This is a genomic window from Pseudomonas sp. 1 R 17, from assembly GCF_900067035.1.
GTDB lineage: Bacteria > Pseudomonadota > Gammaproteobacteria > Pseudomonadales > Pseudomonadaceae > Aquipseudomonas > Aquipseudomonas marginalis.
In genome coordinates this window covers 102787-117495 of sequence record NZ_FKLB01000018.1, presented here as the reverse complement: position 1 = coordinate 117495, position 14709 = coordinate 102787, and the positions used below count along the sequence as shown (strand labels likewise).

The following is a 14709-nucleotide window of genomic DNA, read 5'->3' as shown; positions in this document are numbered from 1 at the left end:
TCAGAACTTCAGGGTGGCTGCTGTGGCCGTCGCTTCAACACCTTGCTGGCCGCTCGGGCCGATCAGTTGTACCTGAATTTTCTGGGTGGCGGGGAAGGTCTTGAACACCTGGGTCAGGTCCAGGTTGCCCAGGGCGGTCGGCGTGGCGCAGGTGAATTGGTAGTGGGCGTGGATTTCACTGTGATCGTGATGATGCTCGTGGGCGCCGTCTTTGGCGTCGTGGTCATCATCATCGTCGTCGTGGTCGGCTTCCGGTTTGTCGCCGAACAGCGGGCTGTTGAGTTCCTGGGAGCTGATCACGCAACCCGCGGCCTTGGGCAGGTTGAACAGGGCCAGTGGGTTCTCCAGCTGTTTGCGGGCGGCGGCGACCTTGGCTTTGTCGGCTGCGCTGGTGGCGAGGTGTTCGAAGCCCACCAGGTTCATCGCCGGGCTGTCCAGTTCAAGCTCCAGGGCCTGGCCGTCGAGTACCGCGTTAAGGCGGCCTACGCCATGCTCGTGGGCGCCGAGGCTGCCGTGTTCGTGATCGTGGTCATGCTCGTCGGCGGCATGAGCGATGGCGAGTGGCAACAGGGCAAACGGCAAAGCAAGCAACAGACGGCGCATGGGAAAGCTCCAGGAGATGAAAGTTTTGTTATGTGATCTTATAACAATAGTGCCGAGAGTTTGCCCGCCCGCTTGGCGTTGCGCAAGCCGCATGGGAGCATGCTCGTCAGAAAAAATGCAGGAGTAAGGACGATGTTGCGAATTCGTGGAACCATCGGCGACCTGCCGGTGGACTTGACCCTGGAGCTGGACGACGGCGATTGGGCACGACTCGGCGCGCAGCTGCAGGCGACGCCAGTGGCAAGCGCGACCGCCGCGCCGGCAGCGCCGGTCAAGCCGAACGATGATCTGTGGCAGAACGCCCAGGACCTGTTGCGCAACGCCGGGCAACTCAGCGGCCTGGAACTGCTTGATCGACTGGAAGGTTTGGCGGGGGATGCCGCGGCGGGCAAGCGCCTGTTGGTGCGCCTGCGCCATAGCGCCAAGGTCAAGGTGGCCAGCGGCGGGGATACGCCGCTGTACAGTTGGATCGGCGATTAGTACAGCGCGGCGAACAACTTGCGGCGGTACACGGTCACCAGCGGGTGATCATTGCCCAACAGCTCGAACACCTGCAGCAAGGTCTTGTGCGGCAGGCCTTCGCTGTAGCTGCGGTTGCGGATAAACAGCTTGAGCAAGCCTTCCAGCGCCGCGTCGTACTGCTGGCGCGCCAGCTGCTGGATGGCCAGTTGATAGGCGGCTTCGTCGTCCTGCGGGTTTTGCGCCAGGCGGCTTTTCAGCTCGGCGGTGTCCGGCAGGTCGGCGGCCTTGCGCAGGAAGGTGAGTTGCGCCTTGGCGCCGGCGAGGGCGGCTTTGTGGTCATCGCTCTTCACTGCATCGAGCACGGTTTGGGCTTCACCCAACTCACCGCGTTCGGCCAGGCAGCGCGCGTACAGAATCAACGCGGCAGCGTTGGTGTTGTCTTCACCCAGCAGCGCCACCAGCACGGCCTCGGCGTCGTTGATGCGGCCATCGGTAAACAGCGCCTGGGCCTGCTCCAGTGGGTCAGCCGCCGCCGGTGGTGGCATCTTCACGTGAGGCTCCAGCAGCGCCCGCACCGCCGACTCCGGCTGCGCCCCGGCAAACCCATCCACCGGCTGGCCATCCTTGAACAGCACCACCGTCGGCAGGCTTTGAATGCCAAAGCGCGCGACGATGTCCTGCTCGGCCTCGCAATCGACCTTGGCGAGCAGCAACTCGCCCTGATAACTCTGGGCAATCTGCGCCAGCATCGGCATCAACGCCTTGCACGGCGCGCACCACTCGGCCCAGAAATCCACGAGCACGGGTTTTTCGAAGGAGTTCTGGATCACGGCCTGGTCGAAATTGGCGCTGGTGACGTCGAAGATGTACGGCGTGGGCTCACTCATGGGGCGTCTCGAATAAAGCGGGAATGGGGCAACTATAAGGGCTGGCGAAGGCTACCGGAAGCAGCGGGGTGTTCTGTTTCAAAGCGCATGCCAAAAAGGGTCCTGATACCAATCGAGAGGGAAGCCCATCGCTTTCAGGCTAACTTCCGGAAATTCGTAAATAAGGCGATGCAGGCGTTGATCCCAGTGACTGTGGGGGCTCACCTGATGCATCAAGTGATTCAGAATGCAGAGTGCTGCAAAAATGCGGGTGTGTGGCCCTGGCTGAAAGAGCTGTCCCGGCCATAAGAAGTTGGCTTTCCTTGGCAGTTCGGGACGAATGCCTAACTCTCGGTTCCACAGTCGTGAATGATGGGCGCACATGTTTCGAATGGTGGTCAGGGTGTGCAGCCAGGACTGCATGAGGGGGGCCGCAAGTCCCAGGCGCTTGGCAATGGCCTTTTTATCCGCGTCTTTCGCCAAGCCCTTATATAAGTGGGATAAATCACCCAGCGTCAGTTCCTCCAACATGGCCCAGCCTGGCATAAGAGGTGGGTGGACGTAGGTTGCTGGGTAGTAACGGGCGTAGCTTTCTTTAGCTCTTTGGCGTTTAAGGAGGCGTTTTCTCATGTCGTCCGCGCGCAATCGATCGATGCTCTCGCATTCGCGCTGGAAGTGACGCATGGCTGTGGATTGTTTGAGGGACAGCGTCGTAAGCAGCCGCTGATGATCGAACATCTGATGGAACATCTGCGAGTTTATATACCAGTGACTGCCATGGGCGGGCCCCATGTGGTTGCTGATGGCCGAGCGCGATGCTATTTCGACTCTCTCGATGGCATCCATGGTCAGCAAGCGAAGCTGTCGGTCGAAGTCGTAGAGACGAGTTAACTGTTCAAACTGGCTACCGTCACGAAAACGATGGTTGACATCCTCCGGCTGCTGAAACGGCCGCATATAGGGGGTGAGCCGAAAGAAGCTGACCGATTGCAAAAAAGACGCGGCGCCAACCTCGTCCTGAACATTCAATCCGCGGTGCTTGAGCAGCTCAAGCTGGGCAGGAACGTCAATGGCGGGTTTGCTGAATGTCCTCATACCCAAAAAATACCGGGCATAAAAAACCCGCACAATTTGTGCTTGGCTACTGACGCAACCAGAGGCATGGCGGGTGTATTGCCGCAAAGATTAGTGAGCTGCCCGTTTTTTTGCAAGCGGGTTGCGTGGTCAGCAATGAGTGAAACTGTTTGGAAAAGCATGCAGGTCGATTGTCCAAGCCGCGTGCGAAAGGAGGGCATTTTCCATGCGCCTCTTTTCGTTGTCTTAACCAATCTATTGCTGAACATTTGTAAGGTGCAGCTTTAACGCCGCGAATGGTACAGGCTCACCTTGCGAAACTCCCAAGGCTCGGCCAGGTCCGGCAACGTCAGTGCATCGAGTATCTCCAGCCGCCGATAAGCCGGGTGCTGGAAGTCCCGCACGCGCGAGTCCGCCACCAGCGCTTCGCGGCCTCGGCTGAGGAAGTGGTCGAGCAACGGCAGGTTGGCGCGGTCGTAGAGCACGTCGGCGACCAGGATCAGGTCGAAGCGGTCGGCTTCGGCGAAAAAGTCCTGCGAGTAACTCAGTTCCACACCGTTGAGTTCGGCATTCGCCCGGCAGGACGCTAACGCCAGCGGATCCAGGTCGCAGGCCACCACTTCCAGCGCGCCGGCTTTAACCGCCGCAATCCCGGCCACACCGGAGCCCGCGCCGAAATCCAGCACGCGCTTACCTTTCACCCATTGCGGGTTCGCCGCCAGATACCGCGCCAGCGCCAAGCCGCTGGCCCAGCAAAAACTCCAGTAGGGCGGTTCATGCAGGATGCGCCGGGTTTCCTCGGGGCTGAAGGCGCGGTCCATGTTGTCCGCATCCAGCAGCCACAATGAAAGCGTGGTATCCGGCAGCGGGCAGGGCAGCAGTTGGGCGTCGCCGATCAGCGCGCTCAGGGCGCGCTGCAAGTCCAGCGGCGGCGTCATGGTGCCTTGACGAGTTCCAGGGGGCCGGTGGTCTGGGTGATCGCCTGGGTGATGCGTACGGCAGGCAGGTGCAGGATCAACTGGCCGGATTGGCTGGCACGGCCACGCAATTCAACCCGCGCACCGGCTGGGAACGCCTCGGGGTTGTAGCGCAGGCGGAAGGCCAGGGGCTTGCCATTGCCGGTCAAGACGCTGCTCGCCAACAGTTGTTGCGGGCGCGAACGGTCATCGATCACCAGCAGCGCCATCTCGACTTCGGCGCCGGCCGGCACGTTGGTGAGGCTGCCGCTGATTTCGCGTTGATAGGCGGGCAGGGGACCGAGGTCTTCAATGCCGGGGACTTTTTTCTCTTGTGCGGGCGTCGGTTGAGGGGCGGCCGGCTTGGGGGCTTCGCTGCTGCAGGCGACCAGGACACTGAACACGGTGAGCAAAACAAGTGGTCGTAACTGCATGTACGGCTCCAGAAAAGGACAAAATCCGTGGCTTGAAATATAAGAAACATATAGGCCTGCCTATATACCGTAAAGGCTATGGCTTGTCTTGCCACAGGGATGCGCTACCATGGCCCTCCCTTTTTTTGTTGCCTGCCACCATGCACTGTCCCTTCTGCGGTGCCAACGACACCAAGGTCATTGACTCGCGTCTGGTCGCCGAGGGCGATCAAGTGCGTCGCCGGCGCGAATGCCTGGCCTCTGGCTGCGGTGAACGTTTCACCACCTTCGAAACCGCCGAACTGGTATTGCCGCGCCTGATCAAGTCCGACGGCAGCCGCCAGCCTTTCGACGAAGAAAAACTGCGCGCCGGTATGCAGCGCGCCCTGGAAAAACGCCCGGTGAGTGTCGAGCGGCTGGAGGCGGCGCTGGCGCATATCAAGCACAAGCTGCGCGCCACCGGCGAACGCGAGGTCAAGAGCCTGGTGGTGGGAGAGCTGGTGATGGGCGAGCTGCAAAAGCTCGACGAAGTCGCCTATATCCGTTTCGCCTCGGTGTATCGACGCTTCCAGGACCTCAACGAGTTCCGCGAAGAGATCGACCGCCTGGCCCGTGAGCCGGTCAAAGAATGAACCCACTTTCTGCTGAACAGGCTGTGCTGGACGCCCATTACATGGCCCGCGCCCTCGAACTGGCGCGCAACGGCCTGTACACCACCCACCCCAACCCGCGTGTGGGCTGCGTGATTGTCCGCGCTGGGCAGATTGTCGGCGAAGGCTGGCATGTGCGCACCGGCGAGCCCCATGCGGAAGTGCATGCCTTGCGGGCTGCCGGTGACAAGGCGCGCGGCGCCACGGCGTACGTAACCCTCGAGCCCTGCAGCCACTACGGCCACACCCCGCCGTGCGCCGATGCGCTGGTGAGTGCCGGGCTGGCGCGGGTGGTCGCAGCGATGCAGGACCCCAACCCGGAAGTCGCCGGGCGCGGCATGCAGCGCCTGGCCCAGGCCGGGATCGTGGTGCGCAGCGGCGTGCTGGAAGGTGAAGCCAGGGCCCTGAATAAGGGCTTCCTCAAGCGTATGGAGCATGGCCTGCCGTTTGTGCGGGTCAAGCTGGCGATGAGTTTGGACGGCCGCACTGCCATGGCCAGCGGCGAAAGCCAATGGATCACCGGCCCCGCCGCCCGCGCCGCCGTGCAGCGCCTGCGTGCCGAGGCCAGCGTGGTGCTGACCGGTGCCGACACCGTATTGGCCGACGGCGCACGCCTGACCGTACGCGCCGCCGAACTCGGCCTGGACGACGCCACCACGGCCCTGGCCATGTCGCGCCCGCCGCTGCGTGTGCTGATCGACGGCCGTTTGCGCGTGCCGCTCAACGCACCGTTCTTTAAAGCCGGCCCGGCGCTGGTCATCACCTGTGTCACTGCGGAAAACCAGTTCCCCCGTGGCCCCGAGTGCCTGGTGGTGCCGGGCGTGGACGGCCAGGTCGACCTGCGCTCGGCGCTGGTGGCGCTGGCCGCCCGTGGCGTCAACGACGTACTGGTGGAAGCCGGCCCAAGCCTGGCGGGCGCGTTTGCCCAGCAGGGCCTGGTGGACGAATACGTGATTTTCGTCGCCGGCAAGTTCCTCGGCTCCGCTGCCCGGCCTTTGCTGGACTGGCCACTTGAGAAGCTGGCCGACGCTCCCCAACTCAAGATCACTGAAATGCGCGCTGTAGGCGACGACTGGCGAGTCACTGCCATCCCTGTGCCAGCAGCGAGCGTATAATTCTGACCGGGCGCTCAAGTGCCCGCACCGTTTTCCAGGAGAAGGCCATGTTCACCGGCATTATCGAATCCATCGGCAGCATCCGCGCCATGACCCCCAAGGGCGGCGACGTGCGCCTGCTGGTTGAAACCGGCAAGCTCGACCTCGGCGACGTCAAGCTGGGCGACAGCATCGCCGTCAGCGGCGTGTGCCTGACCGTCGTCGAACTGCCGGGCAACGGCTTTGCCGCCGACGTCAGCCGGGAAACCCTGGACTGCACCGCGATGAACGACCTCAAGGCCGGCAGCCCGGTCAACCTGGAAAAAGCCCTGACCCCGACCACCCGCCTGGGCGGCCACCTGGTCAGTGGCCACGTCGACGGCGTCGGCGAAGTGGTGGCCCGCAGCGAAAATGCGCGTGCCGTGGAATTCCGCATCCGCGCGCCCAAAGAGCTGGCCAAGTACATTGCCCACAAAGGTTCGATCACCGTCGACGGCACCAGCCTGACCGTGAACGCCGTGAATGGCGCCGAATTCGAACTGACCATCATTCCCCACACCCTGAGCGAGACCATCATGGCGTCGTACCAGCCTGGTCGCCGGGTGAACCTGGAAGTCGACTTGCTTGCCCGTTACCTGGAGCGCCTGCTTATGGGCGATAAGGCCGCAGAGCCTGCCGCCGGTAACATCACTGAAAGTTTTCTGGCCGCTAACGGCTACCTGAAATCCTGACCAAGGGGGTGCCCTGTGGCGCTCAATAGCATCGAAGAACTGGTTGAAGACATCCGCCAAGGCAAGATGGTCATCCTGATGGATGACGAAGACCGCGAAAACGAAGGCGATATCATCATGGCCGCCGAGGCCTGCAAGCCTGAGCACATCAACTTCATGGCCAAGCATGCCCGTGGGTTGATCTGCATGCCCATGAGCCGCGAGCGCTGCGAGCTGCTCAAGCTGCCGTTGATGGCGCCGCGCAATGGTTCAGGGTTTGGTACCAAGTTCACCGTATCGATTGAAGCGACCACCGGCGTCACCACCGGCATTTCCGCCGCCGACCGTGCCCGTACCGTGCAAGCCGCTGCCGCCAAGGACGCCAAGGCCGAAGACATCGTCAGCCCCGGCCACATCTTCCCGTTGATGGCTCAACCGGGCGGCACCCTCGCTCGCGCCGGCCACACCGAAGCCGCCTGCGACCTGGCGCGCATGGCCGGTTTCGAGCCCTGCGGCGTGATCTGCGAAGTGATGAACGACGACGGCACCATGGCCCGCCGCGCCGAACTCGAAGCCTTTGCCGCCGAACACAACATCAAGGTCGGCACCATTGCCGACCTGATTCACTACCGGATGATCCACGAACGTACCGTTCAGCGGATTGCCGAGCAGCCACTGGACAGCGAACTGGGCCAATTCAATTTGGTGACCTACCGTGATTCGGTGGAAGGCGACGTGCACATGGCCCTGACCCTGGGCAGCATCTGCGCCGACGAGCCGACCCTGGTGCGCGTGCACAACATGGACCCGTTGCGCGACCTGCTGATGGTCAAGCAACCGGGCCGCTGGAGCCTGCGCGCCGCCATGGCTGCGGTGTCCGAGGCCGGCAGCGGTGTGGTGCTGCTGCTGGGTAACCCGGTGGATGGCGACGTGTTGCTCGCACATATTCGCGAAACCGCCGAGCAGACCCAGGTGAAAACGCCGACCACCTACAGCATCGTCGGCGCCGGTTCGCAGATCCTGCGTGACCTCGGTGTGCGCAAAATGCGCCTGATGAGCGCACCGATGAAATTTAATGCGATATCCGGATTCGATCTGGAAGTTGTAGAATACGTGCCCTCCGAATAAAGGCCGGCGCTTTTTGCCCCTTGTTCGCGGTTAAATCATCACTGAGGGACGCACTTTTCGCGTCCCGGCTCTTTAAGAGATTTGTCGAATGACCCTGAAGACCATCGAAGGTACCTTCATCGCCCCCAAAGGCCGCTATGCCCTGGTGGTTGGCCGCTTCAACAGCTTCGTGGTTGAAAGCCTGGTAAGCGGTGCCGTGGATGCCCTGGTTCGCCACGGTGTGAGCGAGAGCGACATCACTATCATCCGCGCCCCTGGCGCCTTCGAAATTCCACTGGTTGCGCAAAAAGTTGCTCAGCAGGGTGAATACGCGGCGATCATCGCCCTGGGCGCGGTCATTCGTGGCGGTACTCCGCACTTCGAATACGTGGCCGGCGAATGCACCAAGGGCCTGGCCCAGGTGTCCATGGAGTTCGGCGTGCCAGTCGCTTTCGGCGTACTGACCGTGGACTCCATCGAGCAAGCCATCGAGCGTTCCGGCACCAAGGCCGGCAACAAAGGCGCTGAAGCTGCCCTGTCCGCCCTGGAAATGGTCAGCCTGCTGTCGCAGTTGGAGGCCAAGTGATTTCCGACGAGAGCGATTGCTTCAACCCACGCGACGAGCGCCCAGCGGACGCCGGCAAGCCGTCGAAAAGCGAAAAGCGCCGTGCTGCCCGCCAGCTCGCCACCCAGGCGCTGTACCAGCGTCACATGGCTGGTACCTCGCTGAACGAGATCGAAGCGCAGTTTCGCGTCGATAACGACTTCACGTTTGCCGACCAGAGCTACTTCCACGACATCCTGCACGGCGTTCCGGCCAACCTGGCCGAGATCGATGCGGCATTGACGCCGTGCCTGGACCTGACCCTCGAAGAACTGGACCCGGTTGAACTGGCTGTACTGCGCCTGTCCACCTGGGAGCTGCTCAAGCGCGTCGACGTGCCGTACCGCGTGGTGATCAACGAAGGCATCGAACTGGCGAAAGTCTACGGTTCGACCGACGGTCACAAGTTCGTCAACGGCGTGCTCGACAAGCTGGCCCCGCGCCTGCGTGAAGCCGAAGTGAAGGCGTACAAGCGCTAACCTGCGCTTGAGTCCTGAATGGGCGAGTTCGAGCTGATCCACCAGTACTTCGCCGCCGCGCCGTGCGCACAGGGCGGCGAGGGCATTGCCCTGGGGATCGGCGACGACTGTGCCCTGCTGGCGCTCCCCGCCGGGGAGCAACTGGCAATTTCCACCGATACCTTAGTGGCCGGCGTGCACTTTGCCGACCCCTGCGACCCGTTCCTGCTCGGCCAGCGCTCGCTGGCCGTGGCGGTCAGCGACCTGGCCGCCATGGGCGCCCACCCCCTCGCGTTTACCCTCGCACTCACTACGCCGACCGTCGATGCCGATTGGCTGCAACGCTATGCCCAGGGGTTGAACGCCATGGCGCAAAACTGCGGTGTGGGCCTGGTGGGCGGCGACACCACGCGCGGTCCGCTGAGCCTGACCCTGACCGTGTTTGGTCGTGTCCCGGCCGGTCAAGCGTTGACCCGCAGCGGCGCACAGCCGGGCGACCTCTTGTGTGTCGGCGGCGAGTTGGGTAATGCCGCCGGTGCCTTGCCGCTGGTATTGGGGCAGCGCAGCGCCGATGCCGCGATTGCCGACCCGCTGCTGGCCCATTACTGGTCGCCACAACCGCAGTTGGCCTTGGGCCTGGCTCTACGGGGCAAGGCCACATCGGCGATGGATATTTCTGACGGTCTTCTGGCCGATTGCGGGCATATCGCCAAGGCCTCGGCTGTCAGCCTGTCGATCGAGCGCCAGAAGCTGCCGCTGTCCCAAGCGTTGCTGGCGTTTGTCGGTGATGACGAGGCGCGGGTCGCCGCATTGAGCGGCGGCGATGACTACGTGCTGGTGTTCACCCTGCCGCCCGTCGAGTTGGCGCCGTTGCTGGCTGACGGTTGGCCGGTGCATGTTATCGGCCAGGTCCAGGCGGGGCAGGGCGTAACGCTGCTTGACGCTCTCGGGCAAGACATCACCCCGGCCATCCGGGGCTATCAACATTTTTGCCCGGCACCTTGAATCGCGTGCTGCGCTACGCTCTATTACGTCGTTCTGGATGCTGGATTTGCAGGAGATCATCGCCATGGATGTACGCCGCTGGCTGCTGATGCTGCTGTGTGCCCTTCCGGCATGGTCCCAGGCGCAGGAGGTGCCGGTGGTGCCCGGCAAGGTCATGCTGGCCAGCGAGGCCTGGGACGACTACACCAATGCCGACGGCAGCGGCCTGGCCTGGGATGTGTTGCGGCACGTCTTCGAACCGGTCGGGATCACCCTGCAAACCCGCATTGAGCCATATACCCGCTCGGTCGGCCTGGCACAGCGCGGTGAAGTGGATGGCTGGGTCGGTTCCTACCGCGATGAAGTCAAGGGTGTGCTCTACCCGCACTGGAACTTCGATTCCGACCCCATCTACGCCCTTGGGCTGGCGACCTCGCCGATACCGAGCGCCGCGACGCTGGGGGATTATCGCCTGGCCTGGGTGCGGGGCTACAAGTACGAGGCGTATTTGCCCCATGTGCGCCGTTTCAATCAGATCCAGCGGCGCGATGGTATCTTGCCGATGCTGCAGCACGGTCGTGTCGACTTCTACATTGATGCGCTCACCGAAGCCCGATACATCCTCAGTCAGGCGGATGTCCCGTCCCAGTTCCGACTTACCCACATCATTGACCTGCCGCTCTACGTTGGTTTTGCCGATACCGAGCGTGGGCGGGCATTACGCACCGTGTTTGACCAGCGCATGGCGGTCCTGGTGAACAGCGGCGAGCTGAAGCCGATTTTCCTGCGCTGGAAACTGCCTTATCCGTTCTGACCTGCATAGAACCGGGACGAAGGCCAATCAAACCGATTGATCTTTATCAGCGATAATTCAGCTTAAGCGTCTGTAGGAACCTGCTGTTACAATGCCCGCCTCTGTGAAATCTGAAATCAGGAGCACACGGTGCCCGTCGTTTTCGTCGCTGCTTCCAAGCTGCCTACCCCTTTTGCCACGTTCACCATGAGCGGCTTTCTCGAAGAAGCCACCGGGCGCGAGCACGTTGTGCTCAGCCTCGGCGATATCGCCGATGGCGCACCGGTTCTCGGTCGCGTGCACTCCGAGTGCCTGACCGGCGATGCGCTGTTCAGCCAGCGCTGTGACTGCGGCTCGCAACTTGAAGCGGCGATGCGCGCCATTGCCCGTGAAGGCCGTGGGGTGCTGTTGTACTTGCGTCAGGAAGGCCGTGGCATTGGCCTGCTGAACAAGATTCGCGCCTACGAGCTGCAAGACGGCGGCGCCGATACCGTCGAGGCCAACGAGCGCCTGGGCTTCGCCGCCGACCAGCGTGACTACGCGATCTGCCTGCCGATGCTGGAGCACCTGGGCGTGAAGTCCCTGCGCCTGATGACCAACAACCCGCGCAAGGTCAAAGCCTTGACCGAGATGGGCATCACCGTGGCCGAGCGCGTACCGCTGCACACCGGGCACAACCCGCACAACAAGCTCTACCTGGCGACCAAGGCCAGCAAGCTCGACCACATGATGGGCAACGAGCATCAAGGCGAGGTCGACCGCGCGTGACCCGTGGCCAGGTGAAACGGCGACTGTCCTTCAGCTGGTGGCAGTACCTGGCCCTGGCGCTGCTCCCGCTGTTCGTGATCAACCTGGTGTTTGGCCAGGCCGAGCCCTTGTTGCCGGTGCTGGCCATGCCGTTCTTCATCGCCGGCGTGGCGTCGATGTTTCTCAGCCTGCGCTACTTCAACGGCTATAAACACGCCCTGATCGCCACCTCCAAAGCCCTCGATACCGCTGAAGAACCGGCTGCCTGGATCACCCTGGCGGCCCGTCGGCGCACGGCCTTGATGGTGGCGGCCGTGCCGGCGTGGGTGGGCGCACTGGCGGTGTTCGTCGGCCTGGAGGCGGTGCCGCTTTTCCTGTTGGCGCTGTCGACGACGGTGCTGTTTTACCTCTACCGCATCCCGCGTCAGTTGGGATGATGCGCCGCTGGCTGGCGATTCTGCTGCTGGCATTCAGTGCCCAGGGCCTGGCGGTCGAACGGGTCGTGAGCCTGGCGCCCTCCCTGTCTGAAATCGTGGTTGAGCTGGGTGCTACCGACCTGCTGGTGGGCGTGCTCGATGGCGGTGAGCGGCCAGCGGCGCTGGCGAACGTGCCGTCGGTTGGGCGTTATGGGCAGTTGGACATGGAGCGCCTGCTGAGCCTCAAGCCCGACCTGATCCTGCTCTGGCCCGGCAGCGTCGGCCCCGCCCAGCGCGAGCAACTGCAGCGCCTGAATATCCCGGTGTATGTCGCCGAACCCCATAGCCTTGAACAAATGACCACCCAGGTCCAGGCCATCGCCGAGCAATTGGGCCGTGCCGACGCCGGCCGGCAATTGGCCGCGCACCTGCGCCAGCGCCTGGCGCAGTTGCGTCAGCGTTATCAGCGGGCCGAACCGTTGCGGGTGTTCTACCAGGTGTGGAACCAGCCGCTGTACACCGTGGGCGGCGGCCAGATCATCAGCGACGCGCTGAGCGTGTGCGGTGCGCGCAATGTGTTTGACGACCTGAAGCTGCCCGCGCCGCAGGTCAGCATCGAGTCGGTATTGCAGCGCAATCCCGAGATGATCCTGGTGGGCGATCAGGCTCAGAGGGAAGCCTGGAAGATCTGGCCAGCGATGGCGGCGCGGGTGCGGCTGGTTCCGGATAAAGGCCTGGAACGGCCCAGCGGGCAGATGCTGGAAGCGCTGGCGCGGCTGTGTCAGGTGATCGCTCCGAGCCGTTGAGACCAGTCCAGGCGACAATCAGATTTCAGGTGTCCAGGTCACGCCAAACATCCACATCCGGCCTTCTTCACGGTAATCGTGATTGTTGACGAATGCCGGATCGTTGTAGCTGTAGCGCGCCCGCGCATAAGACTTGTCCAGCAGGTTGTCGACCTTCAGCGACAGCCCCACTTCCCGCGTCACCGCCCAACTGCCGCGCAGCCCGAGCAACCCATAGCCGCCCAGGCGCTGGGTGTTGGCTTCATCGTCATAGCTGTGGCTGATCGCCTGCCAACTGGCGCCCACGCCCACCTGGTCGAATTGCCGGTCCAGGTCCAGGCTCAACGTACGCCGCGCCCGGCGGGCCAGGGTGTGGCCACTGTCGCGGTCGCGCGGGTCGATGATCGACAGTCCGAGGTTGCCTTGCCAGCCGAACAGGTCCTGCTTGAGCGCCGCCTCAACACCGTTGATGCGTGCCGACGCCACATTCTGCGGCTTGCCGGTTTGGTCGAGAATGATCGCATCGCTCAAATCGGTGCGGTACAGGGACGCTTCCAGGCGCGTGCTGTCACTCAACTGGCTGCGCCACTGCAGTTCGTAGCTCTTTGATGTTTCGGGCTGCAGGTGGGGGTTGCTGTACTTCGTGTCCGGATAATAGAGGTCGTTGAAGGTCGGCGCGCGGAAGCCTTCGCTGTAGCTCAGCAGCACGTCATTGTCGGGGTTGACCGGCAAGGTCAGGGTGCCGCTCCAGCTGTTCTGCCCGCCGAACTGCTGGTTCTGGTCGTGACGCAGGCCCAGTTCGGTGGAAAACCACGCGCTGTGAAAGCGATGCTGCATAAAGGCGGCGCGGTTCCAGCGGCTGTTTTCGGTAAAGGTGGTGGAGCCGTGGAAGCGGTCTTCGTACCAGTCGCCGCCGAGGATCAGGCTGTTCTGCTCATCCAGCCTCAGGTCGTTCTGCCAGTTGACCGAATCACGGTAGGTGTTGAATACGCTGAAATCCTCGCTGAGGGTGTCGCGCTTGGTGTCGCGGTTCTCGCTGTGGCCCAGCTCCAGGCGCGATTGCCAGTGCTCATTGAGCGTGGCGTCGACATAGCCGCTGGCGCTGCTCACGGCGTAGTCGGTGTAGGGTTTCTGGCTAACGGTTTGCCCGGTGGCGGCGTCGTAGCGGCCGAAGCTGTTGTCGTACTCCGATTTGCCGCGGTTATCCAACAGATTGAAGCCCACCTCCAGTTCATCGCTGAAGGAGTGGCTGAGGTTCAGGCTCACGGACTGGTTGCGATAAGCATCATGGTCACCGTCGCTGGGGAACGACTGGCGGGTTGAGTTGATGCCGGCAGTGTCATCCAGGCTCGCGCCCAGGTTGAAGCGCGTCTGTTTGTCACCGCCCGAAAGGCCAAGGCTGCGCTCCCAGGTGTTGTGGCTGCCGAACCCGAGTTTCACGCGCGGTTGCACGCCTTGCTCGGCATTGCGCCGGGTGAATACCTGGATCACGCCGCCAATCGCGTCGCTGCCGTAGATCACCGAGCGCGAGCCGCGCAGCACTTCCACCCGCTCAATCTGGTCGACGTTGAGGTATTGCAGGCCGCTGTCGCCGGAGGTGGTGTTGGCGATGCGCTGGCCGTCTACCAGCACCAAGCTTTGGGCGGACTTGGTGCCCCGCAGGTAGATGCCCGGCAAACTGCCACGGCCACCGGAGGGTGCGACTTGTACACCGGGCACACGGCTGAGCAGGTCGGTGAGGCTGGTGGGTTGCAGGCGGTCGATGTCGTCGCGGGTGAACACGGTGTTGGCGGCGCTGCTGTCGTTGCGTGCCTGGACCTGGCGGTTGGCGCTGATGACGACGTCGGGGAGTTTCAGGGCGTTGTCGCGGGTGTCGGCGAGCAATTCAGGGGAGGGCAGAAGCAGCAGGGCAAGGTACAGGTGTTTCATGGGCTGTCCATAGCGCTTGAGGATGGCACCAATCAAATGTGGGAGGGGGCAAGTCGAA

Annotated in this window: 18 protein-coding genes; 12 read left to right on the top strand and 6 right to left on the bottom strand. The window is 62.9% G+C overall.

The window, feature by feature from the left end:
• Positions 1-603: a DUF2796 domain-containing protein gene (locus tag BFP99_RS02615; RefSeq protein WP_065925134.1), complete on the bottom strand. Its 603-nt coding sequence runs from the start codon at positions 601-603 to the stop codon at positions 1-3.
• Between the two features lie 132 nt (positions 604-735).
• Here BFP99_RS02615 and BFP99_RS02610 point away from each other — a divergent pair, with 132 nt between their 5' ends.
• Positions 736-1083 carry a hypothetical protein gene (locus BFP99_RS02610; RefSeq protein WP_065946590.1) on the top strand — a complete coding sequence of 116 codons (348 nt, stop codon included), beginning with the start codon at positions 736-738 and terminating at the stop codon, positions 1081-1083.
• Here the strand turns inward: BFP99_RS02610 and trxA are convergent.
• From trxA to BFP99_RS02590, 4 genes are all read right to left on the bottom strand, one after another.
• A complete protein-coding gene (gene trxA, locus BFP99_RS02605; RefSeq protein WP_065946589.1) occupies positions 1080-1952 on the bottom strand; it encodes a thioredoxin in 873 nt (290 codons plus the stop codon). The two genes, BFP99_RS02610 and trxA, sit on opposite strands and share 4 nt — an antisense overlap.
• Positions 1953-2030: 78 nt before the next feature.
• Entirely contained in the window at positions 2031-3026 is a 996-nt protein-coding gene (locus tag BFP99_RS02600; protein ID WP_065946588.1) for an Abi family protein, read from the bottom strand.
• A gap of 263 nt (positions 3027-3289) precedes the next feature.
• The gene (locus BFP99_RS02595; protein WP_065946587.1) at positions 3290-3943 is read right to left on the bottom strand and encodes a class I SAM-dependent methyltransferase; all 654 of its coding nucleotides are present in this window, start codon (positions 3941-3943) and stop codon (positions 3290-3292) included.
• Positions 3940-4395, bottom strand: coding sequence for a YbaY family lipoprotein (locus tag BFP99_RS02590; RefSeq protein WP_027605189.1), 456 nt, complete (start codon positions 4393-4395; stop codon positions 3940-3942). Before BFP99_RS02590 ends, BFP99_RS02595 begins: the two co-directional genes overlap by 4 nt.
• 140 nt (positions 4396-4535) lie before the next feature.
• On the opposite strand from BFP99_RS02590, the gene nrdR reads away from it, so the two are divergent.
• The 11 genes from nrdR (at position 4536) to BFP99_RS02535 (ending at position 12743) form a co-directional block, all read left to right on the top strand.
• Positions 4536-5006, top strand: coding sequence for a transcriptional regulator NrdR (gene nrdR, locus BFP99_RS02585; RefSeq protein ID WP_027605190.1), 471 nt, complete (start codon positions 4536-4538; stop codon positions 5004-5006).
• Entirely contained in the window at positions 5003-6139 is a 1137-nt protein-coding gene (ribD, locus tag BFP99_RS02580; RefSeq protein WP_065924909.1) for a bifunctional diaminohydroxyphosphoribosylaminopyrimidine deaminase/5-amino-6-(5-phosphoribosylamino)uracil reductase RibD, read from the top strand. Before nrdR ends, ribD begins: the two co-directional genes overlap by 4 nt.
• 47 nt (positions 6140-6186) lie before the next feature.
• Entirely contained in the window at positions 6187-6849 is a 663-nt protein-coding gene (locus BFP99_RS02575) for a riboflavin synthase (protein ID WP_065946586.1), read from the top strand.
• Between the two features lie 15 nt (positions 6850-6864).
• Positions 6865-7956, top strand: coding sequence for a bifunctional 3,4-dihydroxy-2-butanone-4-phosphate synthase/GTP cyclohydrolase II (gene ribBA / locus BFP99_RS02570; RefSeq protein ID WP_065924907.1), 1092 nt, complete (start codon positions 6865-6867; stop codon positions 7954-7956).
• Positions 7957-8044: 88 nt separating this feature from the next.
• A complete protein-coding gene (gene ribE, locus BFP99_RS02565; protein ID WP_003176356.1) occupies positions 8045-8521 on the top strand; it encodes a 6,7-dimethyl-8-ribityllumazine synthase in 477 nt (158 codons plus the stop codon).
• Complete coding sequence (gene nusB, locus BFP99_RS02560; protein WP_027605194.1) at positions 8518-9018, top strand: transcription antitermination factor NusB; 501 nt, start codon at positions 8518-8520, stop codon at positions 9016-9018. The genes ribE and nusB overlap by 4 nt, the downstream gene beginning before the upstream one ends.
• Positions 9019-9036: 18 nt before the next feature.
• A complete protein-coding gene (gene thiL / locus BFP99_RS02555; RefSeq protein ID WP_065946585.1) occupies positions 9037-10002 on the top strand; it encodes a thiamine-phosphate kinase in 966 nt (321 codons plus the stop codon).
• A gap of 64 nt (positions 10003-10066) precedes the next feature.
• Positions 10067-10795: a substrate-binding periplasmic protein gene (locus BFP99_RS02550; protein WP_065924911.1), complete on the top strand. Its 729-nt coding sequence runs from the start codon at positions 10067-10069 to the stop codon at positions 10793-10795.
• A 129-nt stretch (positions 10796-10924) separates the two neighbouring features.
• Entirely contained in the window at positions 10925-11542 is a 618-nt protein-coding gene (ribA, locus tag BFP99_RS02545; protein ID WP_065924905.1) for a GTP cyclohydrolase II, read from the top strand.
• Entirely contained in the window at positions 11539-11958 is a 420-nt protein-coding gene (locus tag BFP99_RS02540) for a hypothetical protein (RefSeq protein WP_027605198.1), read from the top strand. The genes ribA and BFP99_RS02540 overlap by 4 nt, the downstream gene beginning before the upstream one ends.
• On the top strand, positions 11955-12743 hold the full coding sequence (locus BFP99_RS02535; protein WP_065924903.1) for a cobalamin-binding protein: 789 nt from the start codon (positions 11955-11957) through the stop codon (positions 12741-12743). The genes BFP99_RS02540 and BFP99_RS02535 overlap by 4 nt, the downstream gene beginning before the upstream one ends.
• Before the next feature lie 18 nt (positions 12744-12761).
• Here the strand turns inward: BFP99_RS02535 and BFP99_RS02530 are convergent, their stop codons facing one another.
• A complete protein-coding gene (locus BFP99_RS02530; RefSeq protein ID WP_065946584.1) occupies positions 12762-14651 on the bottom strand; it encodes a TonB-dependent receptor domain-containing protein in 1890 nt (629 codons plus the stop codon).
• Positions 14652-14709 lie beyond the last annotated feature (58 nt).